Below are 25,334 nucleotides of genomic sequence, written 5' to 3'. Positions count from 1 at the left end.
AAGGAGTTCGACCCGCATGACCATCGCAATGTATCTGAAGCCAGAAGGTGTAGAAGGTGAATCAAAAGACTCGGCACACACGGGCTGGATCGACATTCTCTCTTTCAACTGGGGTGCCAACCAGCCAAACAACATGAGCGTAGGTGGCGGCGGCGGTGCAGGTAAGGTGAATTATCAAGACCTGCACGTGCATGCCCGTATCGATAAAGCGACACCCACGCTGATGCTGTACTGCTCCAACGGTAAACACATCCCCACTCTGGAGTTTCACGTCACCAAAGCCGGTGGCTCGCAGATTATTTACAACAAAATCAATCTGACCGAAGTGCTGGTGACCAGCGTGCAGTTCACCGGTTCACGCGACGATGACACCGTAGGGATTGAGTACTCGTTCCAGGCCGCGCAGGTGGAAGAGATTTACACCCAGCAGTCCGAAGACGGTGCTGCAGGTGCCGACACCACCTTCGGCTGGAATATTAAAACCAACACCGCGTCTTAATCGTTTCGCTTGGCTTGTGCAGGCGGCTACCTGCCGCCTGCCTGGCTGACCCAACCGTTGCGGCGCGATTTATCGCGCAAGTTTAACGCTTGCAATGCTTGTTAAATGCGCGACAAATCGCGCTGCTACAACGTTGCCAAATTGAAGATGCAAGATCACTTTTGCAGGTAATGCCTATGCGATTCACCCTTGTTGAAAGTAAAAACGGCGTACAGCCTCCGCTGACCAGCGTCGATTTCTATCCGCCGGGCGGTACCATTGGCCGCAGTGAAGACAACAACTTTATCCTGCCCGACGACAGCCGCACCATTTCCCGGCTGCAACTGCTGGTGCACACCTCTGCCGAAGGCGAGTGCCGCATCACCAATCGCGGCAATGTGATTAACGTCGATTTCAACGGTATTCCACTGGAGCACGGTCGCCAGGTTGAACTGCAAAGTGGCGATCTGCTGGGCATTGGTGATTACACGCTGGAAGTGAGCGACATTGCTGGGGAAATACCGGCAGCGCGTCAACCCACTCAACAGGCAACCCAGGCAACATCCATCAAGCGGGGCATCCCCTCTGACGTGCCCGGCGAGATTTGGGACAGTCTGTCGCGCGATTTCGCCGCGCCGAAAGTGGCCCCTGTGGCAGCGGATGCCCATCACCCGCTGACGCAACCCGCCGCCAAAGCACTTAATCCCGTTGATCCGCTCGCGCATGAAGAACAATTCACCGAACTGGCACAGCTGGATGTACGTGAGAGTGACCCCGCACGCTTGTTCACTGGCAGTGACCTGTTTCAGCAGCCAACGATTCTGCAGGATGCCACGCCCACCACGCTGCGCGATCAACCTCAGGTGGCCCACCAGCAACCACAAACCGAACTTGATCCGTTAGCACTGTTTGGCAGCAGCGGTAACGCTCAGCCGGAAGATAGCGATCCTTTTGGTCTGATGAACGGTCAGGCGCAGCCCCTTACGCCGCCCGACTTGTTCCAACCTGAAGCCGCACCGGCCGCATTGCATACACCGGCTCCCGAACAGCCAATACCGCAACCCGCGGAACCGGCGCCCATACCCACTCCCCGTGTGCAGCACATCAGCCCTGAACACTCCAATGCCAGCCGCGCCAGTGGGCGTATGGGTATCGACCCCGTCAGCTATAAAACCGCCGCGCAACGCCGTGCTGCCAATACGCCGGGTGTCGATGCCGATTTACTGCAGGCATTTCTTAACGGCGCGGATCTCGCAGATATTGATGCCAAACCGCATCTCGACCAAGAGCAGATGTATCTGCTGGGCCAACTGCTCAGCCTGTTTTCGCAAGGCACAGTGGCACTGCTCTCTTCGCGCACCATGCTAAAGCGCGGCGTCAACGCGGAAATGACCATGATCCTCGAACAGGCCAACAACCCCTTTAAGCTGCTGCCGTCAGGGAAAAGTGTGTTGGTGCAGATGTTCAGCAGCCAGATGCCGGGCTTTATGGAGCCGGAAAAAGCGGTACGTGACGCGCTGGTGGATTTACAGGCGCACCAACTGGGGATGATTGCGGGTATTCGCGCCATCATCACCGCGATGCTGCAATCCTTTAATCCTGACAATTTGCAGCAGGAAGAGAGTAGCCGTCACCTGTTCACAGCCTCACGTAAGGCAGCGCGCTGGGACAGCTTCGTGAAGCGCTATCAGACCATCGCCAGCGAGATCGATGACGATTTTCACACCCTGTTTGGCGAAGCCTTCCTGCACGCCTACGACGTCGAAGTGAACCATTACAAAGACCTGCAAACGCAAAAAACGGAAAAATGATGAATATAACGTTCGCGTCTATCAGCCATCAGGGCAAACGTAGCAGCAATCAGGATCGACTGGCGAACGCACTGGGCGCACGTGCCGCCTGTTTTGTCATGTGTGACGGCATCGCAGGCGAACAAGGCGGCGATACCGCGGCACGTCTGGCGTGCGACACCATCATCACGCAATTTGACGGTGACAATCATCTCAATGCACAACTGATCCGCGGGTATATCGCGGCGGCGAATCAGGCCATCAAACAGCAGCAACATCATCATGACAGCTTGAAAAATATGGGCACTACGCTGGTGAGCTTGTTTATCGATCGTGATTACCAACTCGCCTATTGGGCCCATGCTGGCGACAGTCGGTTATATCACTTTCGTCGCGGCTATTTGCTGGACGTCACGCGGGATCACAGCCTGGCGCAACGCATGCAGGACGCCGGTTATCCCGCTGATGCCATTAATCACAACCTGCTCTATTTCGCGCTGGGCATGAAAGAGGATCGCGAAGCCAGTTACAGCGACGTGCTCGCGCTGGAAGATGGCGATGTATTTCTGCTGTGCACGGACGGCTTCTGGCATGAAATGAGCGTCAGCGATCTGGAACAGTCGCTGCGGATGGTCAGCAATCCACAAGAATGGCTGGCGCTGTTGCAGCGGATGAAACCACACGACAACGGTGACAACTTCAGCGCCATGGCGGTATGGATGGGCGATCCGCAAGACTCGACCCTGCTCAGTTCGCTCAACGATGCGCAGCGCATTCTGCTGTCACAGCGGGATTGAGGAGATCGCCATGAAAACCGCTTCAGCACTGTTGCTGTCCCTGATGTTGTTGCCGTGGGCGAGTGAGGCGAAAAGCGTGCGGATCGTTTGGTCACCGACACTGCGCCTGAGTGCCTGGCTGGATAACGTGGTTGATGGCCGGGTAAAAAGCTGGTGTGACGACAGCGTGGCGCTGCATTTCGAGCCGCAGGGGGAATTGAAACAGGATGCCGTAGAGACCTTTGTGCCCCAGGTCGGAAAACTGCTGCAACGCCAGTGTTCGGCACTCACCGTGCTGCACTGGACGCTGATTGATAACAGTGGCAAGTCAGTACGTGAAGGCGATGCAACCGCAAAAGATAACTGGCGTGTCCCTCCCAAACCCAAACCCGTCGTTGCCCCGGTTGATACCACCCCGTGGCAGCGATTTCGTATCAGCGATAACTGTCAGTTACGCACCTATTGGCCAACGTCCGGTGACGCACGCTTCACCTTCGAGGCGCATCCGCAGTGTGACAAACAGGGCTGGATTAATGGCGCAGGCGCGTTGCATCAAGGGGCGTCCGCCAACACGCCATTGTGGTTCCTGCAGGGATATCCCCTGATTGACCTGCCTGTGGGCGCCCATGATGCCCACGTGGTAGCAGCCAACAATCAGCGCCTGATTATTGCCAGCGCAGAAGATGCGCAAAGTTGGCTGTTGCTGCCCTGGGACGCCGAACATCTTGCCTGGCGCTTCCGTGGCGACGTGCTGCTGAAAGCCAGCGAAGCGCAAGCGCGTAATGACAATACCAATGCGCAGCTGATGGCCGATGCGTTGCATCGCTGGCAGATCGATGCCAGCGCCAGCCAGCTGCACTGGCAGCCTGTTGATGCGCCTGATTTTAAGGAGCTGTGATGAAACCCCATCCCGACACCTTCAACGGCTGGCAGGCGCGCAAACAACCGCGCGTAACAGCACAGGATGAGATGCGCCCCAGCCTGCTTGACCGGCTCACCGATGACCATCCCGAACAACAAAACGTCGAACTGGGGCGCCAGACCGTCAGTCATCAGACGCTGCGCAGCCAGGTGCTGCGCGATTTACAGTGGCTGTTTAACTGTATCAACAATGAAAGTCAGATCGACCTGCAACCCTGGCCGGATGCGCGTATGTCGGTGATTAATTTTGGTCTCACCCCGTTGGCAGGCAAACGGATGTCGGAGATTGAGTGGGACGATGTGCGCACCGCACTGCGCCGTGCCATGTTGCAATTTGAACCACGCATCATCCCGCACGACCTACAGATCCGCTGCCTGACCGACGTTAACGCACTGAATAATCACAACACCCTCGCCATCGAAATCAGCGGCAATTTGTGGTGCATCCCCTGGCCACTGGCCTTTGTGTTTCGCACCGACCTGGATCTGGAACACAGCCGATTTGACCTGAAGGACGCGGACGCATGAATCCTCAACTGCTTGATTACTACAACCGTGAACTTAATTACCTGCGCGAGATGGGGGCGGAATTTGCCGAACGCTACCCTAAAGTTGCGGGTCGCCTCGGCATGAGCGGCATTGACGTTACGGACCCCTATATCGAACGCCTGATGGAGGGCTTTGCTTTCCTCACTTCGCGTGTGCAGCTCAAAATGGACGCCGAGTTTCCGCGTTTTACCGAACAGTTGCTGGAGATGATCTATCCCAACTATCTCGCGCCTACCCCCTCGATGGCGATTGTCGAGTTTCAGCCGGATCATATGAAGGGCAAAATCAGCAGCGGCTTCTCCATTCCGCGTGGCTCGCTGATTGAGAACCAGGCGATGAAGAGCAAAGGCGTTAGCTGCAAATATCGCACTGCGCATCATGTCACGTTACTGCCGCTGCAATTGCGCGAGGTCTCGCTGGGCAGTATTCCAGCTAACCTGCCGGTTTCCGCCGCCAGTCTGGCGCAACGTGGCGCGGTACGTGCTCTGCGTATCCGGCTGCAAACCACCGGGAACATTCCATTACATCAGCTCGACATGACGGAACTGCGCTTTCATCTCAGTGGTGCCGATCTGCCCGCCAGCGGCTTAATGGCACTGCTGATGGCGCACTGCGTCGGGGTGCTCTATCGCAGCCCGGACAATACTCAACATTTACTGCTGGAGGCGGACGCCCTGCACCAACAGGGATTCGCCGCTGAAGAAGCCCTGCTGCCTGACGACCAACGCAATTTCAGCGGCTACCGCTTATTGCAGGAGTACTTCGCCTTCCCTGCCCGTTTCCTGTTTTTCCGCACCAGCGGGCTGCAACCGCTGGTGAAACAGCTGCGCGGAGCAACCGAGATGGAGATCGTGTTGCTGTTAGATAAAGCCGATGACGATTTGGAAAGCGTGGTGGACGTCTCTCATTTGGCGCTGCACTGCACTCCTGCCATTAACCTGTTTCCCCGCGTGGCCGAACGCATTCAGCTCACCGAAGGCCGCAATGATTATCATCTGGTGGTCGATAACACTAACCCGCTCGATTATGAAGTGTTCAGCGTCAGCCGCCTCTACGGCAGCGGCCAGGCGTTGCATCAGGAACAAGTGTTCCGTCCGTTCTGGCACAGTTTCGGCAGCGATCAGGGCAATTACGGGGCTTACTTCTCGCAACGGCGCGAGGCGCGTGCGCTGTCGGATCAGGCCAAAATCTACGGCACCCGCACTGGCTATAGCGGCTCGGAACTGTTTGTCACACTGGTAGATGAACAGCAATCCCCCTGGTCTGATGATGTGCAGTACGTGATGGCCGACGTACTGTGCACCAATCGCGATTTACCTCTGCTGTTAAAGCAGCAAGGGATGGATCAGTTCACGCTTCCGACCTCCGCTCCGGTGTTGGGCATTCACCTGCGTAAAGGGCCAACCGCGCCACGCCCCGCACTGGCAGCGGGTGCCACCGCATGGCGTCTGATCAGTCAGTTACAGCTCAATTATCTCAGCCTGATGGAGAGCGAAGGCGATCAGGGTGCCGCTTCACTACGCCAGCTATTGGGGCTGTATGCCGACACCGCTGAAGCGGCGACATCGCGTCAGATCGAAGGTGTGCGCCACTGTGAATTACGCCCGGTGTTTCGCAGGGTACCGGAACCGGGACCGATTGTATTTGCGCGTGGGATTGCCATCACCCTGACGCTGGACGAACAGGCATTCGGCGGCGCCAGCCCCTGGCTGCTCGGCAGTGTGCTGGCAACCTTATTTAGCCGCATGGTGGCCATCAACACCTTTACCGAACTGACGCTGAACAGTAGCCAGAGCGGAGAAATTGGCTACTGGCCTGCACAAATGGGCAAGAGGTCGCTGCTATGACTGTGCTGCAACCAGGCTGGCGCATCCCTTGTCGCCTGCCGGACGACTTTTGGCAACAACGTCGCGCCGCGCCCTTCCAGTTCGATCTTTTCCAGCTACTGCGTCGCCTGGATGCACAGGCGGGCAGTGCATGGCAACTGGGTAGCGCGCCGCTACCGCGTAATGAACCGTTACGGCTGGGACAGTCCCCCTCGCTGGCCTTTGCGCCCGCCACCGTTGCGGGCGTTCGTCAGCGCAATCGTGACAATTTGCATGAAGTGGATATCTGGAGCTTTGGCCTGTTTGGTCCCAACGGGCCGCTGCCGCTGCATCTGACGGAATATGCCCACGAGCGCGTCACGCACTTTGGCGACCGGAGCATGGTGGCATTCTGCAATCTGTTCCATCACCGCCTTATCCTGCTGTTTTACCGCGCATGGGCGGATGCGCAGCCTGCGATTGCTCTGGATCGTCCCGATCGTCATCAATTTAATCACTATCTCTCCTGCCTGACCGGTGTCGGACAACCGGCATTGCAACAGCTACGCGGCAGCCTGAATGAACATGCGCGCTATGCGCTGGCCGGGCACTTCACGCGGCAAACCCACGATGGCGAAGGCCTGACGCGTAGCCTCAGCTGGTATTTGCAGGTGCCGGTGACGATTAAGAACCACATTCCACAGTGGATGCGCATCGAGAAACGTGAACAGGCACAGCTTCGCGCCGGTAAACATGCGCCGCGGTTGGGGGAAACCGCCTTCCTGGGAGGTGCGGTGCGCGATATTCAACACAAGTTTCGTCTGCGCTTTGGCCCACTGCGCCTCAAAGATTATCGGCTGCTGCTGCCGCGGGCAGGCAACGCACAGCAGGTGGTGGATTGGGTACGCCACTATCTGGGCATTGAGTACGACTGGGAAGTCCAGCTGGAGCTGCATCAGGAAGATGTCAGGGGCGTTGCGCTCGGCAGCGATCAGCCGCTGGGTTACACCAGTTGGCTCGGTGAACAACCCGAGAAACGCCATCGTGATGATTTGGTTTATCAGCCTGCTGTTTCGCGCTGAAAACAGGTGCGCATGAATGCGCACTCTACGGACCGTTTCTGCCTGAACCTGTAGGGTCGCTATTTATGGCGACCTGGGAAAATTTTTGCGTATAAAAGGGACACACCATGTCAGATATCCGTCGCAATGTGTTGTTTAGCAAACTGAATCACACCCTGTTCACTTCACTTGAGAGCGCTACCGCATTCTGCAAACTGCGTGGTAACCCCTATGTCGAACTGGTGCACTGGCTGCATCAACTCTGGCAACTCCCTAACGGCGACTTACAGCTGATTGCGCGACGATTTGAACTGGATAGCGACCTGATAAGCCAGGATCTGATCGCTGCTTTAGATCGTTTGCCACGCGGTGCCAGCGCCGTGACCGACCTTGCGGAACACATCGATAACGCCGTTGAACGCGCCTGGATCTATTGCTCACTCAGTGTCGGAGAATCAAAAATTCGCGGTGGACATCTGTTACTCGCCCTGCTGAAAACTGCGGCGTTAAAATATGTAACCGTCGCGATATCAGGTGAGTTTGCACGTATTAGTGCCGATCGCTTGCTGGACGATTTTAACGACTATGTTCAGAGCAGTGACGAGCCGCAGCAGATAGTGAGTGACAACGTCACTCAATCATCTGCTTCGCCAGCAGGTGAAAATGTGTTGGCAAAGTATGGACGCGATCTCACGGCTGAAGCGCGCGCCGGGAATATCGACCCGGTGGTCGGACGCGATGAAGAGATCCGTCAGATGGTGGATATTCTGCTGCGTCGGCGGCAGAACAACCCGCTGCTGACCGGTGAAGCAGGCGTGGGGAAAACCGCCCTGGCAGAAGGTTTGGCGCAGTGCATTGCCAGTGGCAGTGTGCCGCCGCCGCTGCAGCAGGTGCAACTTTGGTTGTTGGATATCGGCCTGCTACAAGCTGGCGCATCGGTAAAAGGCGAATTTGAAGCACGCCTGCAAGCGGTAATCAATCAGGTGCAAGCCAGTCCACAGCCGATTGTGCTGTTTATTGATGAGATCCACACGCTGGTGGGTGCAGGCGGCCAGCAAGGCACCGGTGATGCCGCCAACCTGTTAAAACCCGCGCTGGCGCGAGGACAACTGCGCACCGTCGGGGCGACCACCTGGGCGGAATACAAAAATATATTGAAAAAGACCCTGCACTGACCCGACGTTTTCAGCCCGTCCAGGTGGCCGAACCGGACGAGCAGACTGCCATTCTGATGCTGCGCCATCTGGCACAACCGCTATCCCAGCACCATCAGGTATTGTTGCTCGATGAAGCGTTACAGAGCGCCGTGCGCCTTTCTCAGCGCTATATCCCTGCCCGTCAGTTGCCAGACAAAGCCATTGCCTTGCTGGATACCGCCTGCGCCCGCGTGGCGGTGAGTTTGCACCATCAGCCGCCAGAACTGGCGTTTTGCCGACAACAGCTGGCTGCGCTGCAACTGGAGATCGAGATTGCGCAACGTGAAGATCGGCTCGGTTTTGACTCCGCGCCAGCGCGCATCATGGCCGCACAGCAGCAACAACTTCTCTTGCGCGGTGAAGAGAAGATTTTAGATCAGCGCTGGCAGCAAGCGTTGGCGCTGACACAGCAAATGAGTGCGCTTCAAGCCGAACTGCGGATCGAACAGGATGCCGAACGCACCGCACGCTATCAGGCATTGCAGCAACAGCTGGATGCACTGCAAGGCGATACGCCGCTGACCTTCCCGGCGGTAGACAGCGGTGTGGTCGCCAGCGTGGTCGCGGACTGGACCGGTATTCCCCTCGGCCGGATGCTGCAGAGCGAACGCGATGCCGTGCTCAATCTCGCCCAAACCCTGGCTAATCGGGTAATTGGTCAACCTGCGGCGCTTCATGCTATTGCCCAACGTATTCAGACTTCACGCGCGGGCCTGGACGATCCGGGTAAACCGATTGGTGTATTTATGCTGTGTGGCCCTTCCGGCACCGGTAAAACGGAAACCGCGCTGGCGCTGGCGGAAACCCTGTATGGCGGCGAGCAGAATCTCATCACCATCAACATGAGTGAATTCCAGGAAGCGCACAGCGTGTCGACATTGAAAGGCGCACCGCCAGGCTACGTTGGATACGGTGAAGGCGGGGTATTGACCGAGGCGGTGCGCCGTCGTCCTTACAGTGTGGTGCTGCTGGATGAGATTGAAAAAGCCCATCCCGACGTGCACGAAATCTTTTTCCAGGTTTTCGACAAGGGCTGGATGGAGGATGGTGAAGGCCGACGCATCGACTTCCGCAATACGGTCATTATTCTGACCTCCAATATCGGCAGTGATGAATTGGCTCAGGCCTGTTCAGGCCCGGCTCCCCAACCAGACAGCGCGGCACTCAACACTCTGCTGCGTGCGCCACTGCGTGAAGTCTTCCCGGCGGCACTGTTGGGAAGACTGGCGGTGGTTCCGTATCTGCCACTCAGTGATGAGATGCTGATCCGTATTATCGATTTGCGTCTGGCAAAAATTCAGCAGCGCTTGCGCGATCGCCACGAAATAACGGCAGCGTTCTCCCCCTCGGTAGCCCAGCAGATTATGCAACGCTGCACCGAAGGCGAATCCGGTGGACGCATGGTGGACGCGGTACTGTCACAAACCTTACTGCCACAAATCAGCTGTCATTTGTTGAGTGAAGTCCCGACCACAACCCCAAGACATTTAAACATCGACTATCAGGATGCGGCATTCCAGCTCACTTTCAGCGCGGAGACTGCCCATGAGTGAAGCCAGCAGCAAATCGGTGTCACAGGCGCTGCCTGTCGGTTACCGCTTTAACGAATATGAAATTCAACAGGTAATTGGAGAAGGTGGCTTTGGCATTGTCTACCGCGCCTGGGACAGCGAGTTGGACCGCACCGTGGCGATCAAAGAGTTTATGCCGTCTTCGATTGCGCTGCGCGATGAGGATCACCATCTGCTGTTGCGCAGCGAGCGCTTTATGCGCCTCTACCAGGCTGGTTTAAACAGCTTTATTCAGGAAGCCAAAACGCTGGGGCGCTTTAATCATCCCCATTTACTGCACGTGCTGCGCTTCTGGCAGGCGAATGACACGGCCTATATGGTGACGCAATTTTATCAGGGTGAAACACTGAAAAGCCGCTACCTGCGCGATTTTACACCCTGCAGCGAAACGGATCTGCGTGCCATGTTGCCGCCGTTGTTCAGTGCGTTGAAAACCCTGCACGACCATGACTATCTGCATCGCGATATCGCACCCGATAACATCCTGATCCAGCAAGATGGTGCGCCGGTACTGCTCGATTTTGGCTCCGCCTGTAAGACCATCGGTCACCTGACCGATAAAACCGAGATCATGCTTAAACCAGGCTACGCGCCGATTGAGCAGTACAGCGAAGGCCGCGATGGGGATCAGGGACCCTGGACCGATATCTATGCGTTAGGCGCAGTACTGCACACGTTGATTTGCGGTGAAGCACCGCCGGTCAGCGTGGTGCGGTCGTTGAGTGACAACTACCTGCCGCTGGCAGAGCGGGGCCTGAGTGACTATTCCAGTGGTTTACTGCGTACCATCGACCAGATGCTGGCCTGCGAACCCGATCAACGTCCGCAGTCGATTGCTGAATTGCGTGACAGACTGATAGAAAACGACCGTGGCACAGAGGCTGATGCGCCGCTGCTTACGCCCGCACAAGAAGAGCGATTTTTACCCGTGGTGGTGCCAGAGCAGACGGATTCGGTCCCCGCGGCCCTATCACCGCGCAAAAGTCGCACTGTGATCATCGGCGGTGGCATCGCTGCGGCGGCCCTGCTGGTGCTGGTCGCGGTGCATCAGTTCACGGCTGAACGCACACCTGATGTGGCCGTGGTTCCGGTAAAGGCCACAGTCAATAACGTGACACCGTCACCTAAACCCACCCCGGCGCCTGCCCCAGTCACACCGGCTGAAATCTACTTGCGTGCCTCGGATGCAACGCAACTTAGCCAGATTGAGATCAATGGCAAACCACAGGATACCGTGGACCAGGATGGCATGAAACGGCTCAGTTTAGCGCCCGGAGATTATCAGTTGCAGATTACACGCAAAGAAGGCGGGGTCTGGCAGCACTCACTGCATATTGATGACGGGAGCGGCACCTGGCTGATTAATGTGCCTACCCCCAGTAGCTGATTTACTCGACGACGTTACCATTCTCACTAAACAGCACCTTGTCACCCTGCGCGTGGTGCTGTGACACCTGTAACGTCCAGATGTGGTTATCATCGTTGCCCGCACCGGCCGCCGGTGACAACACGTAGCTGTAGTCACCGTTACGGAAGATGTAGCCACGAAAATCGTGCGAAGGCCCGATGTTCAAGGTCGAGCCTTTCAACGTTAATTCGTGGTGGTTCTTTTTATTGATCGAGTGGTAGACAATCCCATCGCACTCCACGTCGCCTTCCACGCATTTACTGGTATCAAGAAAGACCTGGTAGCTTTTACTGTCGAAAAACGGCTTTTTCGCGGCAGGCGTCTGCGCCATCGCGTGGAGTGAAAAACAGACCAGTGATAAGGCAAGTAGCTTTTTCATAGTTTGATATAAATTCCTTTATGATAAACGTTCAACTCGCTTTTTCTGCGATTCACCAATCCCTTCATACGTACCCCACGCGAATAGACAAACTGCATCCACGCCCGGTCCAAATCTTCGGGTGATTCACCATTAATCACCTTCAAGGCTGTCGAGTAATATAAACCTTTATGATTCAGGTTATCCCGGGTACCAATATTAAACGCCAGCATCACTAAAGCATCAAATTCATTTTGCGTCAGCGACACTTTGACGTATTTCCGCACCGCATCAACAAACTTTTTTAAATCCTGCGAAAAGAGCGTTTCCGCTGCCTGCTCAGAGATGCCGTCTTTAAACTGATCAAATTCACTTTGGCGACTAACCCAATGCCCATAGCCGATAGTCGCACCCGCCGTCCAGTTACTGATCGTGGTTGAGGTGTGGTCATCATAAGGCAGTGTATGCAGTTGCTCGTACTGCATCATCAACTTAATCACCTGATAACTCGGGTACATTGTCATGGGGTTTTTGCGCGCGCCGTTAGGATTACTCCCGGTAGAACCATGCGCGCGCGGCAGTCCACTACGTTGACCGGAGGTTAACTGCGTTAGCGTTTTTTTACCCGGAGACACCAGCCCATCGGGATGGTGATAAAAATGCTTTTGGTAGGTGATAATCGCTTTAGTGGTATTATTTCCGCAAATGCCGTCTATTTGTAATTGTGGAAAACCATTTTGGCTTAATAACTTCTGTACTAATTTGACATCTTGCGGCCGGTTGGTTCCGCGTAATCCAACACTGTCCTGTATCGTTTCCATTATTCGCCTCAAAAATTCTTTTGTGAGTAATTTTATTGACGCCTGAATGCACGTAGCAGGTAATTATGCCGCATTAATGCTCAACCTATTCCATCATTCATGATCGGATTGTTCTTAAAGTCCTGCATGACATTTTCGTGACAATCTATATAAGAGGAATATATTGCGTAACGCGCAGAAGCTGAATATTTCTGTTAATTACCAGCCTAATTCAGGACCAATAATGCGTAGCAGCGAAAGCGATCGCACCACGCATAAGTGACGGGCGGCCTGAAGGCCAAACCCTACAAAGAAGTAACGGCTTTGAGTGCCAGTTGCGGAATGGTTAAGGGGCGTACTTCTGCGCGCATGCTGTTGGCCGCTGCCGCCATGGAGACTTGTGCTAACGCGACCTGCTGGACGCCCTTCATGCGTCCCTGCTCTACGGCCTCGCCAATCAGCGCATGGTAACGCTGATGGTCACCGGCTTTGAAGGCGGTCCAGGCGTGTGGGATCAGTTCAACCTGTGGCTGTCTCTCTGCCGCTAGTCCAGGTGGGCAGAACAACGCACGGGTCGCCGCCAGCGTGGATTCCGCTGCGCACAGCACCAAAGATGGCCCCGTCATTTGATGTAGATGGTCGGCCAACATCCGGTCGGTGCGATACACCGGGCAGCGATGACTATCCGCTTTAAAGCTGTCGGCAACCGGGCCGAGAGTGGAACAGGTGATGAGAATGGCGTCAAACCACGGCGTCAGGCTGTGCAGCAACCGATTCAAACGCTGCTGCTGTGCGGCCGTCATCCCGCCGCTCAGTTCCGCCTCGGCGAGCAAGTGTGGCATCACAATATGGCTGAGTGCGGTGGCGGGCAATCTCAGTGTCTGTGCAGCGTCATCGAACAGAGCGATATTACTGGCGGCCGTATGCAGGCAGGCGATGGTCATGATAATCCTTTATGTTATTTCATGGGTTTAGACGAAAGCTTCCGCAACCATATTGCTTTACACCATAATCATATTCAAAATTATTAAACCTTTTTTCGCTGTTAAGCCGATGAATCTGCACCTGCTGGCCTTTATTATTGCGATCCTACCGGTGGCCCTGTCACCGGGGGCGAGTTTTACTCTGGCGATGAATAACACCCTGGTTGCTGGCTCTCGCGGGCTGGCATCGATCATCATCGGTACGGCGCTTGGCATCTATACGCATGCGCTGTTGATCGGCCTTGGCATCAGCGCCCTGCTGTTACGTTCACCGATCATTTTTAATTTGCTGAGCGTGGCCGGCGCGGTGTATTTACTGTGGCTGGGTCTTCAGTTGTTGCGGCGCGGGGGCCACATTGCCCGGCCTGTTGCCTCACATCGCAGCACCCGCATCGGAATCAAAGATGCCTGGCTGGCAAATGTGCTCAATCCAAAGGCCGTGATGCTTTATCTCACCGTGGTGTCGCAATTTGCCGGTCGTGAACATGCCTTAGCGCACTACCTGTTATTGGCATCCATTCATGTCGCCATTATGAGCCTGTGGCTGATGATTATCTGTTTTACGCTGATGACGTCGGCACGGTTGATCAATATGCGCAAACTCGCCATCGCCATTAATCTCGGCGGCGGCATCGTGCTGATTTTCTTCTCCATCAGTAATTTGGTGCAGCTGGCCATGACCTTAAAGGGATTTTCAACATGATTTCATTAAATGAATTGGGCCCACGCATTTGTATTCTTGGACCTTCAAACAGCGGAAAGTCGACACTGGCCCAAGCTATTGCCAGCAAAGTGAAGCGGCCCATCATTCACCTTGATCAGCTTTATCACTTTCCTGATACGCAGTGGCAAGCGCGCGAAGAAGCTGAATTTCGCGAATTACACCTTAACGCTATCTCCGGAGAAAGCTGGGTAATGGACGGGAATTATGTTCGCACCCTTCCCGATCGATTAACCCGTGCCAGCGGCCTTATTCTGCTTGACCTCCCACCCACCCAGCGATTTATGCGCTACTTGCGTCGCACTTTGTTTGATGCCCAACGCATCGGTGGCGTTGTGCCCGCTAACCAGCGTGAGCATTTGACTTGGGAAATGACGCGCTACCTGCTTCTGACTGCGCGCAGTCATCGTCAACGCAATCAACAGATGTTCAACGAATGGACGCTGCCTAAGCTGCTACTGAGCTCCTCATTGGAGATCACGCGAGCCTATAGATATTGGGAACTTACCGACCCACAGGGTTCATCACGCTGAAATTAACCACCGTTCCTCGCGCAAAACGCTAAACAAAAAAGGGCGCACCGGAGTGCGCCCTGGTTCAATACTGCTTTATTACTTCAGACGGAACGCGACCACGCTGTCACCCGCTTGGGTACCGAGCGAGCCGTGACCACCTGCTGCAATCACCACATACTGCTTACCATCTTTACCCATAAAGGTTGATGGCGTGGCTTGTGCGCCAGCGCTGAGTTCAGTCTGCCACAACAGCTCACCGGTGGTGCTGTCGTAGGCGCGGAAGAAGTTATCCGCGGTAGCGCCATGGAACACCAGATCACCCGCGGTGAGCAGAGGACCACCGTGCGCAACCATGCCCATTGGGAAACCAATTGGGAAACGGCCCGGCAGGAAGCTGGTTTTCAGGTTTTTGGTAACGCCAACACGACGTAACCACTCGGTTTTACCGGTTTTCAGATCCACACCCACCATACGACCCCAAGGTGGCGCGATGCACGGAATGCCGAGGCCAGAAGCCAACTGCTGAATGTGAATGGCGTAATCACCCTGGAAGTTTTCGTTCCAGTAAGGCTGGCCATCTTTGGTGAACAAGCGCTGAGTTTCGGTCTGCGGCGTACGTTTGATCAGGTTGTATTTGTAAGCCAAACGAACCGGTGCAGCAATCAACATCTGGCGCTGCGGATCAACCGCAACGGAACCCCAGTTGAACACACCAATGTTGCCAGGGAAGATCAGCGAACCGGCTTCGGTTGCTGGCGTCCACGGGTTGCCATCATAACGCAGCGAACGGAAGTCCATGCGGCATGACATCTGGTCAAACGGTGTGATGCCCCACATGGATTTCTCAGTCAGCGCATCAGGAATGAAGTTCAGGCTGGACACCGGCTGCGTGGCGGCAAATTTCTCACCGGGTACACCACCTTCGGTCGACACCTTGACTTGATTCACCGGATACACCGGCTGCCCTGTCAAACGGTTCAGCACAAACAGGTTGCCGGTTTTGGTCGGCAGGATCACCACAGGCTGTTTTTGGCCTTGGTAATCAATATCCAACAAGGACGGCTGTGATGGGTTATCACGGTCCCACAGATCGTGGTTAGAACTCTGATAACGCCATTTGAACGCACCGGTTTGCAGATCCAGTGCCACTAAGGCATCACGGAACTTTTCGGTGTTGCTGTTGGCATCACGCTCGATACCCACTTCATCCGGAGACGCGTTACCAAATGGCACATAGACCAGACCATTTTTCAGATCTGCACTCAGCGTACCCCAGGCAACTGGCGTATCCTGCGGATAGTTCTGTCCTGCCGCAACAGGCGCCGTATTCTCCGGGTTGGCCGGATCGAAGTTCCAGACCAAACGCCCGGTTTCAGCGTCATAAGCACGGATCACGCCCGAAGGGTTACCACTGTTGAAGCCGTTGTCCATCACGGAACCACCGACAATCACCAGCTTACCTGCCACCAGCGGTGCTGCAGTTTGCATGAGCGCATGTGGACGCACTTCACCCATGTTGGCATGCAGATCAACGACGCCATTAGCGCCAAAATCAGCGCAAGGCTTGCCAGTATCAGCATCCAGCGCAATCAGTTGTGCATCCGTGGTGGCATTGAAAATACGCTTACGGCAAATTGCCGGTGTCGCAGCGGAATCTTGTGCTGCAACCGGGCTTTGCTCGTAATAGCTCACGCCACGGCAGGTTTGGTGCTGCTGCAGATAAGAACGATCTTTGTTGGGCGTGTATTTCCACTTCACGGCGCCGGTTTCTGGGTCAAGCGCGTGAACCTCATTGTGCGGGGTGCAGAAATAAAGCATGCCATTGGCTTTCACCGGCGTGGCTTCGAAGGTGTACTCCGTCGCATCCGCATCCTGACGCAGATCGCCCGTGTGATAAGTCCAGGCAACCTCAAGATCTTTCACGTTGTCTTTAGTGATTTGATTCAGCGAAGAGAAACGCTGGCCATCTGTGGTGCCACCGTATGCGCTCCAGTCATTGGCTGCGCCCTGCTCGCTGGTCTGCTCACGCGCATTCGTGATAGTGCCTGCCTGCGGCAGCGGGTCGTAGAAACAAAGGCCGATCACGACGACAATCATCACGATCACCGTGCCACCCAGGAAGGTGTGGAAACGGCGCTGACCTTGATACAGCGGTTTGACCACCCACGGCATAGCCAGCCACAGGCCGATGACACCAAACAGATCGCCGCGCGGGATCCATTGCCATTTATCAAATCCCACTTCCCAGATAATCCAGGCCAGTGTAATCCACATCAGCACCGCGTACAGTGCCAACGCGCTGCGCTGGTTTCTGAACAGTAAAATCGCGGTAATCAGTAAACCCACCGCCATCAGCGCATAGAACGCACTCCCGCCTAACATCAGCAATTTCCCACCCATATAGAGCAGCGCTAATGCCAGAATCGCAAGCACGATGCTGGTTAGTTTGTTAACCATGCCAATCCCTCAACGTTTTTCATCAATATCCACCCAAAATAAACCTACACAGTTTCAACAAAATTTTAACGTACGTTATCGAACAGTAAAAACCCGTTGCTGAGTGTGTCGTTAGCTCCGCTTATGAATGTAGCCTGGCTTATCACTGACAAATCGCGCTGCGGCCATAGTGTGACTGAAATCACGTTTTATTTTTCGTAGAGAGAATTAATCATTAGTGAGGATAAATCGCATTTTTTGATAACACCGCACGGTCAGTTTCGCAGCAACCCCGGTTTTTGCGTGTTACGCATATCGATGTGCGGAATTGTTACTACGCCTGCTGTAGTGGAAAACTTACGCTGTTTTCTTTTTCTCAGGGAAACATCATGAAATTTACGTTTATCGCCAGTGCATTGCTTGCCATCACTATGACTGCACATGCCGCCAGTACCGAACTGGTGATCGGTGACCAAAAAGGAAACGCGCGTGCCGTGATGTCTGCAGCAGGCGAACTTAACAACCTGCCTTATGAAATCAAATGGTATGAGTTCCCCAACGCTGCTCCACTGCTGGAGTCGCTTAACTCACAACATCTGGACGCAGGATTGGTCGGTGATGGCCCACTGGCCTTCGCGGTGGCCGCAGGGGCAAAAATTCGCGCGATACAAGCTTCGCAATATCTAGGCAACGGTCTGCTTGTGAAGGCAAACAGTGCAATCCATACCGTTGCTGATTTAAAAGGAAAGAAAGTGGCCACGGTCAAAGGCTCGTCGGGGCAAAATATGATGCTCAGCGCGCTACATCAGGCGGGATTGCCGGATGACAGTGTGAACTTTGTCTTCACTACCCCAGCAGAAGCCACACTGGCACTGGATAATGGGGCTGTCGATGCCGTCGCAACCTGGGAACCGTACGTCTCCTTTGCCGTGGCGCAATCAGGTGATCGCATCGCCATTGACGGCAAAGATGCGCCCGTGTCGAACTATCTGGTGGCAACCGATAGCGCCATCAACAGTAAGCGTGCCGCATTGGTCGATTTTCGCCAGCGCTTGATTCGTGCACGTGCGTGGGGCGTTGCACATCCGCAAGCCTATGCCAGCGGAATTGCCTCACTGCTGCGTCTGCCAGACGCGGTAGCACTGAGCAAAGTACAACGGGAGAATAATGCGCCGGTGGAAGATTACGCGCTGATTGCACAGCGCCAACAAGCCGCCATAGATACCTTTGCGCGCAGTGGATTGATTAAACCAGGCTTGCAAGCCGGCACCTTGGTTGATGCATCGTTTTTTAATCCACAGGGAGCGGCTCGACCATGATGAACCTGGCGCTGTATCTGGATTCCGGTATTCATCAGGGCGGCTGGCGACATCCGCGCGCAGCCACCACCGGGGGAAGTAACTGGCCGCTGTACCGTAAAATCGCGCAGCGTGCGGAGGCGGCAAAACTCGATATGATTTTTGTTGCCGACAAGCTGGCAATCGATGATGTCTATGGCGGGCATCTGGCGCACACCGTGCAACACCGACAGGTTGGCTGGTCGGAGCCGCTGACACTGTTGGCGGCGTTGGCGGCAGTCACCGATCGCATCGGCCTGGGCGGTACGGTCTCCTCCTCCTATTCCGATCCCTACACTACCGCGCGCCAACTGGCCAATATCGACCACATCAGCGGTGGGCGCGCCGCATGGAATGTAGTGACGTCATTAACGCATGCTGAAGCGCGTAACTTTGGTCGCAGCCAGCATTTTAGCCATGAGGATCGCTACCGCCGTGCGGCAGAGTTCATCGATGTGATGAAAGCGCTGTGGGACAGCTTTGAAGAAGATGCGCTGGTGGTGGAGAAAAACAGTGCACGCTTTGCCGATCCCGCCCGCTTTCATCGTGTCGACCATCGGGGCGAATCCTTTGAGGTACAGGGGCCGCTCAATCTTCCCCGCCCGCCGCAGGGGCATCCGGTGGTGATCCAGGCGGGCGTTTCCGATGCCTTTATTGATTTGGCCGCGCAGCACGCAGAAATGCTGTTTGTGGTGCAACCCAACCGTGAGCGTGCGCAGCAGTTCTATCAAACCCTCAAGCAACGCGCAGAACATTATCAGCGCCAACGCGGTCAACTCCGCATTCTGCCGGGATTAGTGCCGATTGTCGGTTACAACAAAGATGATGCCCGCGATCGTGCTGAGTATCTGAAATCCCTGATCACAGTGGAATCAGGGCTGAGTTTTGTCTCCGCCAGCATGAATATCGATTTATCACAGTATCCAGTCGATGGACCGGTGCCAGACCTACGCGAGCAGATCACTGGCAGCAAAGGCCGTTTCCAGTATGTGATAGCTAGCGCCATTGAGCAGAATCTGACCTTAGGTGAAATGGCTAAACGCTATGCTGAGAGTTTGTCGTTCCCTTCACCGACAGGTACTGCTGATGACATCGCGCAACAGATGATTGACTGGTATCAACAGCAAGCCTGTGATGGCTTCGTTATTCTCCCGACTTACATTGATGAAAACGAAGACCTGTTCCTCAGCGAAGTGGTACCGCGTTTACAGGATGCCGGGGTGTTCAGACAGGATTATTCCGCAGGCACATTAAGAGATCGTTTGGGATTGGCTAAACCCGCCAATCGCTTTCATCAATAAGATCTAATGAAATGATTTAACCTTTTATTAGACCGCCACTGCGATTATTCCTGGCAAAAATCGACGCAGTGGCGATAATAACGCGCTTTTAATAACCTTTTCATTTCACACCAACAAACTTCACTCCCCTCATATTGATTAGCAGCTTCCAAGTCGATTTATTTTAAGAATTTACCCAGCCTGATATTGCCAATAGAGCGTGATATAAATCACGCGACTGCACTGCGGCAAGGCCGCTAATAACAAGAAGGCTTATTATGATCAGCGCAGAAAATTTTTATCAAAAATTACGCTTCACTTTCAAACTCTCACATGCAGCATTGATGTTTCCAGCCGCCAATGCGCGGGCTAAGCAGTATAAGGTCTTATCCGCGGAACAGACCATTGACCTGCTGCTCAGCAATGACAAACTCTCATTAAGCCGCTATGGTGCAGGGGAACTGGAGATGACGCTATTTAACAGCCAAAGTTATCAGCCCTGGGATGAAAGATTGTCAATTCGCCTGAAAGAGATACTGCGTCGGGCAACGCAACCGAATAATCCTTGTTTAGTTTGTTTACCGGATGCGTTACGTGGTTCAGATAATATTGGCTTCGGTTCGGCCCTGTTTTGGTTTTTCCATAAAGCCTTTTTCTTCCGCCACTATGAAAACTTATTAAAAAAAGAGTACCAATACGGTAATACCTCGGTAACAGGTTCTTATACCCTGCTTAAAGGTCAAGACCAAAACCCGATATTCAATAAGTTTAAAAAGCTATTCAAAAATAAGAAAATACTGATCGTTGAAGGCAAACATTCACATTTAGAACCTGGAAACGAATTACTGGCAGGTGCGCTGGAAGTCAAACGCATTACCACGCTGAATCGTCATGCCTTCTCTGTTTATAACGATCTCTATTGTTCCGTGCTATCTCATGCGCGTGATTTCGATATGGTGTTGATGTCACTGGGCCCAACGGCGACAGTATTGGCCTACGATCTCAGCCAGCATGGCATCCGCTGTATCGATATGGGGCAAATGGAGGGTGAGCACGACACGATGCGTCTTTCATCGCTCAATAACCTGACTTACGTGGAGAAAAATAGTGATTTAGTGGCGCATCAGGAACCCGACGCACTGTATCGAAGCCAGGTATTGCTGCACGTCGGTTTGCCCGTCGAAGCAGAGCTGAGTGCCCCTATGCTCCAACAGCCTTTGATGTAAATCAGATCGCAAGAAATCTCAAAAATGCATATTTTTGCGATTGCTCGCGTTATCTCAGCGTTTATTCAGCCACTCTTTGAGTTTTCGCAGTGAAACGGGGGCTTGATACACCGTCCCTTTTCCCTCTTTGATTGGCCTCAGCAGCCCTTGCTCGGCGAGACTTTTCAACCGACTGCGCGCGGTGTTATCAGCAATACCTAACCGTGATTTCACCGCCGCCGCACTCAATAACGAACCTGGCGCGTGCAATGCAATCGCCATAATATCCAGTTCGCCCTTGGCCAAGGCTTTGTTTTCTTCTACCCATTTCACCAGCAGAGCACGTTCCTGATGCAGTGTGGTGATTTGCTCAGTAAAGGCCTTAACCGCGCGCATCACCACATCACACTGGAATTGCACAAAATAGGTGAGATCAAGTTCATCCGTTTCGCTGTAAAGGTAGGACATCCCGTATTTAATCGCTGCCGCTTTAAGCAGTTTACTGATCGAGATATAGCGAAAAGCGTGATACCCACGGCGAATGAGATGGTGATAGAACAAGCCGCGCGCGGTACGCCCATTGCCATCATTGAAAGGATGAATGTAACCAATGGCAAAATGCATGATGCAGGCGACCAGCAAGGGATGGGTGCCCTGCTGTTCAAGAAATTCAACTTCAGCACACAAGGCATGCAGCATGCCATCGACCAAAGAGTAATCCGGTGGTTGATGGATGATTTCACCGTCCCGACCAGCGACAAAAATATCGTTGTTTCTGCGCACCTCCCCAGGCCGATATTTTTCATCATTGATGCCCGCGCACGCGATATGGTGCATGTTCAAAATATCATCGCGCGTTAATGGCCCATCCCCCATGGCCGTAATGTGCTGCATGAGACGCCAGTTGCCCATGATCATGCTTTCATCTTCATTGCGCGGTTCACGCCCCACCGCCAGCAGTTCCATCGCAACCCGGGAAGTCGTAGCAGCCCCCTCTAGCTGACTGGAGGAGATCGCCTCCTCCATGATTAATTGCGACATTAAGTAGGACGCCGCATCCTCATCCGTAGGCTCTCCGTTACGTGCAAAAGTCGTGCGATCGACCAACGAGATTGCCGCGTTAATACGCGTGGTAAAATTGACGCTCACTTCCTGAGAGGCAATCACAAAATGGTGAGCCGTACTGCGCCGTTTGAACTTCAATGCACTCCACAGCGCCAGCCGTTCATCCGCATCACTGATACGGCGGTATAACTCATCAAAGTGAAGGTAGCGGGCATCCCACTCGCTGTAACGGCTGAGCAGAGCAGCTATGTCATTGCTGCTCTGTTGATCCATGAGTTGTGTCGGCGGGCGGCGCAGTTTCATCGCAAGCAATCTCAAAAATGACGTTTTTTGAGTTTACTTGAGATTCCGCTGGGTGACAAATCTCAAGGAAAATAATTTAACCATATGAATTTATTGATTTTACATAGAGACTGTAACAGCCAAAAAAAGCCTGCAGGCCGCTCCCCCTGCGGTGGCGGCACAGCAGGCGATGTAAGCTATACCGCGTGGCGCTGGCAGAACGCCGCGATATCGGGTGACTGAAAATCAGCCAGATGCGCCATCAGTTTCTCCAGCGGCCAGTTCCACCACGCAATCGCCTGAAGTTGCAGAGCGATATCCGGCGTAAAACGACCACGAATCACTTTCGCCGGAATACCGCCAACGATGGTATAGGGAGCCACATCTTTCGTGACCACCGCGCCTGCTGCCAGCACCGCGCCATCGCCAATGGTCACGCCGGGTAGCACAATCACGCCGTGGCCAATCCACACATCGTTGCCGATAATGACGCGGTCGGCTCGGCGGTCAGCAAAAAATCCCGCATCCCGTTCCGCCTGATTGTCATAATATTCCGGGCAGTAGGTGAAACGGTGCTGGGAAGCGCGGTCCATCGGATGATTAGGCGCACCGATACGCACCTGGTTGGCGATAGCGGTAAAACGGCCAATCTGCGCATCGGCAACACAACAGTGTTCACCGAGGTAGGAAAAATCACCCAGTTCGCTGTATTCAAGATAACTCTCTGCAAGGATTTCACATTGCTGACCAATGTGAGTTTCGCGCATACGCACGCTGGGATCGATAACAGTGTGTTGCAGTTTTGCCGGTTGAACAGCAGCGAGTGCCATAGAGAGCTCCAATGTGGTCAGATGTCTGGATAACGGGTTGTACCAGGTCAACCGCGAAGCACAACACTAAAGCGGGAAGATGACAGAAATGCTATCGTAACGCCTCTGATGCAGGCGATGGATAAAGGAAAGGGAATGAGAACACCGTGGTCACTGCTGGCACTGTTGTGGTCAGCCGGGCAGGCAACTGCCGCCCTGCCCGCTGATATTAAAGCGGGCGATATTGTGCAGGTCCAGTTATCACAATTGCATCCCACTCAGGCGGCGATTGGGTATCGGCAGTTGGATTACAAACTGCACCGCTATCAGGCCGATCCCAAAAAGCTGTTTGATGATTTCTGTGAAAGTATGGGACAGAAAGGCGTGGATAAATTCAGCAGTAAATCGCGCATCTCTGACCTCGACAGTTTCACCTGTAAAGCATCAGTCGGTTCCCATCCTGGTCCGATGAAGACAGCGGTGATTGCACCGGATAATGCGCTCTATCTCACCGATGGTCATCACACCTTCAGTAACTTTGCCGACATTGGCGGTTTGAAAACGCATGTACAGGTGCGCATCACCAATGACTTTCGCAACCTGACCAGCATGAAAGCATTCTGGCAACAGATGGAAGCTGCGCATCTGGTCTGGCTGGATACGCCAAAAGGGAAAATCACTCCGGATGATTTACCGAAAGAGTTAGGCCGCAAGCATATGCAGGATGACGAATACCGTTCACTGGTGTACTTCGTGCGCGATATTGGCTTCGAGAAAGAAGAGAACCCGCCGCCTTTCCTGGAATTCTACTGGGGACAATGGCTGGAAACCCAGCTACCGCTGACTTCCTTCGATTTGCATGACCGTAAAGGCTATGGCGCCGCCATCACCGCCATTGCCGAGAAAATCACTGATGTGCCGAAAGACACGGTGATTGCCCAGAGTGATGCCGGCCCGCTTACCGCTGAAAAACTGGGTGCCATGAAGAAAGTGAACGAGAAGAAACTCGACAAGCTGATCTCTGCCGAGGGCAAATTAGGCTGGGCGTTTAAACAATAATTTCGCTGGTTTTCACCAGCGCCAGAAAGTTCTGCGCCGTTGCCGTAAACGCATGGTCATTCCATGCCACCGCTAATCCGGTGGTGGGTATCGGCGCTTTAATCTGCTTAAAAACCACGCCCGCCAGGCTGAATTGCCGCATCGATTCGGGTACCAGTGACACACCTAAACCCGCCGCAACCACCGATAATATCGAGACAATGTGTGGCGCAGGTTGCCCCTCCATCGGCGTAAAGCCTTGCTGGCGGCAGGCTTGTAACACTGACTCGCGCAAACTGGTGCCACTCTCTTTTGGCGTAAGAATAAAGTGTTCCTCACGCAGTGAAGGCAGGGCAATCTTCCCGCGCAGACGTGCCTGCGGATGGCTAGCAGGCAGTGCAGCCACCAGCGGCTCCTGTAACAATAGTTGCATCGTCACGTTATCGGGGATGGCATTTTCCTGCCGCAACAGCGCAATATCCAGTTGCTGATTCGCCAGCGCCTGCAACAGCACAATCGAGTTGGCTTCCATGACGTTGAGAAACACGTCTGGATGCGCCTGACGAAAGGCGCGAATGCAGCCTGGGATCAGTGGATTCATGCCAGCCGTTCCGGTAAAACCCAAACGCAATGTTCCGGTGTCACCTTGTGCCGCGCGACGAGCCGACGCAATGGCTTCTCCGGCGAGAGCGGGCAGCGGTTGGATCGCTTGTAAAAAAGCGTGACCGGCTTCAGTGAGTGCGACACCCTGCGCAGTACGGTTAAACAATGCGTATCCCACTTCAGCCTCCAGATCTTTAATCTGCATACTGAGCGGGGGTTGTCCGATCCCCAGTCTGGCTGCCGCGCGTGTGAAGTTACGCTCGGTGGCGACCGCGAGAAAATAGCGAATATGGCGTAATTCCATCTGTTTTATAGATACCATTATGCAGTGCTATATATTGGACAGA

21 protein-coding genes and 1 pseudogene are annotated in these 25,334 nt (G+C 54.2%); 15 read left to right on the top strand and 7 right to left on the bottom strand.

The window, feature by feature from the left end:
- The first annotated feature begins 16 nt into the window (after nucleotides 1–16).
- The 9 genes and pseudogenes from PSSD_RS06390 (at nucleotide 17) to PSSD_RS06350 (ending at nucleotide 11,534) form a co-directional block, all read left to right on the top strand.
- Nucleotides 17–499 (top strand): Hcp family type VI secretion system effector, encoded by a 483-nt coding sequence (locus PSSD_RS06390; protein ID WP_034823617.1) that lies wholly within the window; start codon nucleotides 17–19, stop codon nucleotides 497–499.
- Between the two features lie 176 nt (nucleotides 500–675).
- A complete protein-coding gene (tagH, locus tag PSSD_RS06385; RefSeq protein WP_058969994.1) occupies nucleotides 676–2,289 on the top strand; it encodes a type VI secretion system-associated FHA domain protein TagH in 1,614 nt (537 codons plus the stop codon).
- The gene (locus PSSD_RS06380; RefSeq protein WP_058969993.1) at nucleotides 2,289–3,065 is read left to right on the top strand and encodes a PP2C family protein-serine/threonine phosphatase; all 777 of its coding nucleotides are present in this window, start codon (nucleotides 2,289–2,291) and stop codon (nucleotides 3,063–3,065) included. The genes tagH and PSSD_RS06380 overlap by 1 nt, the downstream gene beginning before the upstream one ends.
- 10 nt (nucleotides 3,066–3,075) lie before the next feature.
- A complete protein-coding gene (locus PSSD_RS06375; RefSeq protein ID WP_058969992.1) occupies nucleotides 3,076–3,942 on the top strand; it encodes a hypothetical protein in 867 nt (288 codons plus the stop codon).
- On the top strand, nucleotides 3,942–4,493 hold the full coding sequence (tssE, locus tag PSSD_RS06370; protein WP_058969991.1) for a type VI secretion system baseplate subunit TssE: 552 nt from the start codon (nucleotides 3,942–3,944) through the stop codon (nucleotides 4,491–4,493). Before PSSD_RS06375 ends, tssE begins: the two co-directional genes overlap by 1 nt.
- Nucleotides 4,490–6,361, top strand: a complete 1,872-nt coding sequence (gene tssF, locus PSSD_RS06365; protein WP_058969990.1) for a type VI secretion system baseplate subunit TssF — start codon at nucleotides 4,490–4,492, stop codon at nucleotides 6,359–6,361. The genes tssE and tssF overlap by 4 nt, the downstream gene beginning before the upstream one ends.
- Nucleotides 6,358–7,401, top strand: coding sequence for a type VI secretion system baseplate subunit TssG (tssG, locus tag PSSD_RS06360; RefSeq protein ID WP_058969989.1), 1,044 nt, complete (start codon nucleotides 6,358–6,360; stop codon nucleotides 7,399–7,401). The genes tssF and tssG overlap by 4 nt, the downstream gene beginning before the upstream one ends.
- Before the next feature lie 107 nt (nucleotides 7,402–7,508).
- A pseudogene (tssH, locus tag PSSD_RS06355) lies at nucleotides 7,509–10,129 on the top strand (type VI secretion system ATPase TssH).
- Nucleotides 10,122–11,534 (top strand): serine/threonine protein kinase, encoded by a 1,413-nt coding sequence (locus tag PSSD_RS06350; RefSeq protein WP_058969988.1) that lies wholly within the window; start codon nucleotides 10,122–10,124, stop codon nucleotides 11,532–11,534. The pseudogene tssH and the gene PSSD_RS06350 overlap by 8 nt, the downstream one beginning before the upstream one ends.
- A 1-nt stretch (nucleotide 11,535) precedes the next feature.
- On the opposite strand, the gene PSSD_RS06345 is transcribed toward PSSD_RS06350, so the two are convergent.
- The 3 genes from PSSD_RS06345 to PSSD_RS06335 form a co-directional block, all read right to left on the bottom strand.
- Nucleotides 11,536–11,934: a hypothetical protein gene (locus PSSD_RS06345; RefSeq protein ID WP_039334262.1), complete on the bottom strand. Its 399-nt coding sequence runs from the start codon at nucleotides 11,932–11,934 to the stop codon at nucleotides 11,536–11,538.
- Nucleotides 11,931–12,734: a glycoside hydrolase family protein gene (locus tag PSSD_RS06340; RefSeq protein WP_058969987.1), complete on the bottom strand. Its 804-nt coding sequence runs from the start codon at nucleotides 12,732–12,734 to the stop codon at nucleotides 11,931–11,933. The genes PSSD_RS06345 and PSSD_RS06340 overlap by 4 nt, the downstream gene beginning before the upstream one ends.
- 284 nt (nucleotides 12,735–13,018) lie before the next feature.
- Nucleotides 13,019–13,657 (bottom strand): glutamate racemase, encoded by a 639-nt coding sequence (locus PSSD_RS06335; RefSeq protein ID WP_082672286.1) that lies wholly within the window; start codon nucleotides 13,655–13,657, stop codon nucleotides 13,019–13,021.
- A gap of 109 nt (nucleotides 13,658–13,766) precedes the next feature.
- Here PSSD_RS06335 and PSSD_RS06330 point away from each other — a divergent pair, with 109 nt between their 5' ends.
- Together PSSD_RS06330 and PSSD_RS06325 are read left to right on the top strand one after the other, a co-directional pair.
- Complete coding sequence (locus tag PSSD_RS06330; protein WP_058970002.1) at nucleotides 13,767–14,399, top strand: LysE family translocator; 633 nt, start codon at nucleotides 13,767–13,769, stop codon at nucleotides 14,397–14,399.
- Complete coding sequence (locus PSSD_RS06325) at nucleotides 14,396–14,950, top strand: P-loop NTPase family protein (RefSeq protein ID WP_058969986.1); 555 nt, start codon at nucleotides 14,396–14,398, stop codon at nucleotides 14,948–14,950. Before PSSD_RS06330 ends, PSSD_RS06325 begins: the two co-directional genes overlap by 4 nt.
- A gap of 78 nt (nucleotides 14,951–15,028) precedes the next feature.
- Here the strand turns inward: PSSD_RS06325 and PSSD_RS06320 are convergent, their stop codons facing one another.
- Entirely contained in the window at nucleotides 15,029–17,389 is a 2,361-nt protein-coding gene (locus tag PSSD_RS06320; RefSeq protein WP_058969985.1) for a membrane-bound PQQ-dependent dehydrogenase, glucose/quinate/shikimate family, read from the bottom strand.
- Nucleotides 17,390–17,757: 368 nt separating this feature from the next.
- Here PSSD_RS06320 and PSSD_RS06315 point away from each other — a divergent pair, with 368 nt between their 5' ends.
- From PSSD_RS06315 to PSSD_RS06305, 3 genes are all read left to right on the top strand, one after another.
- Complete coding sequence (locus PSSD_RS06315; protein ID WP_058969984.1) at nucleotides 17,758–18,687, top strand: aliphatic sulfonate ABC transporter substrate-binding protein; 930 nt, start codon at nucleotides 17,758–17,760, stop codon at nucleotides 18,685–18,687.
- Nucleotides 18,684–20,006, top strand: a complete 1,323-nt coding sequence (locus PSSD_RS06310) for an NtaA/DmoA family FMN-dependent monooxygenase (protein WP_082672284.1) — start codon at nucleotides 18,684–18,686, stop codon at nucleotides 20,004–20,006. The genes PSSD_RS06315 and PSSD_RS06310 overlap by 4 nt, the downstream gene beginning before the upstream one ends.
- 257 nt (nucleotides 20,007–20,263) lie before the next feature.
- On the top strand, nucleotides 20,264–21,211 hold the full coding sequence (locus tag PSSD_RS06305; protein ID WP_058969983.1) for a GT-D fold domain-containing glycosyltransferase: 948 nt from the start codon (nucleotides 20,264–20,266) through the stop codon (nucleotides 21,209–21,211).
- Nucleotides 21,212–21,265: 54 nt separating this feature from the next.
- Here the strand turns inward: PSSD_RS06305 and PSSD_RS06300 are convergent, their stop codons facing one another.
- Nucleotides 21,266–22,558: a Fic family protein gene (locus PSSD_RS06300; protein ID WP_058969982.1), complete on the bottom strand. Its 1,293-nt coding sequence runs from the start codon at nucleotides 22,556–22,558 to the stop codon at nucleotides 21,266–21,268.
- 176 nt (nucleotides 22,559–22,734) lie between these two features.
- Nucleotides 22,735–23,367: a DapH/DapD/GlmU-related protein gene (locus PSSD_RS06295; protein ID WP_058969981.1), complete on the bottom strand. Its 633-nt coding sequence runs from the start codon at nucleotides 23,365–23,367 to the stop codon at nucleotides 22,735–22,737.
- A gap of 135 nt (nucleotides 23,368–23,502) precedes the next feature.
- On the opposite strand from PSSD_RS06295, the gene PSSD_RS06290 reads away from it, so the two are divergent.
- A complete protein-coding gene (locus tag PSSD_RS06290; protein WP_039329072.1) occupies nucleotides 23,503–24,405 on the top strand; it encodes a ParB/Srx family N-terminal domain-containing protein in 903 nt (300 codons plus the stop codon).
- Here the strand turns inward: PSSD_RS06290 and PSSD_RS06285 are convergent.
- On the bottom strand, nucleotides 24,395–25,291 hold the full coding sequence (locus tag PSSD_RS06285; protein ID WP_058969980.1) for a LysR family transcriptional regulator: 897 nt from the start codon (nucleotides 25,289–25,291) through the stop codon (nucleotides 24,395–24,397). The two genes, PSSD_RS06290 and PSSD_RS06285, sit on opposite strands and share 11 nt — an antisense overlap.
- Nucleotides 25,292–25,334: the final 43 nt, after the last annotated feature.

Origin of the sequence: Type-D symbiont of Plautia stali (assembly GCF_001485335.1) — a bacterium.
GTDB lineage: Bacteria > Pseudomonadota > Gammaproteobacteria > Enterobacterales > Enterobacteriaceae > Pantoea > Pantoea vagans_C.
This window is presented reverse-complemented; position numbering and strand designations above follow the sequence as displayed.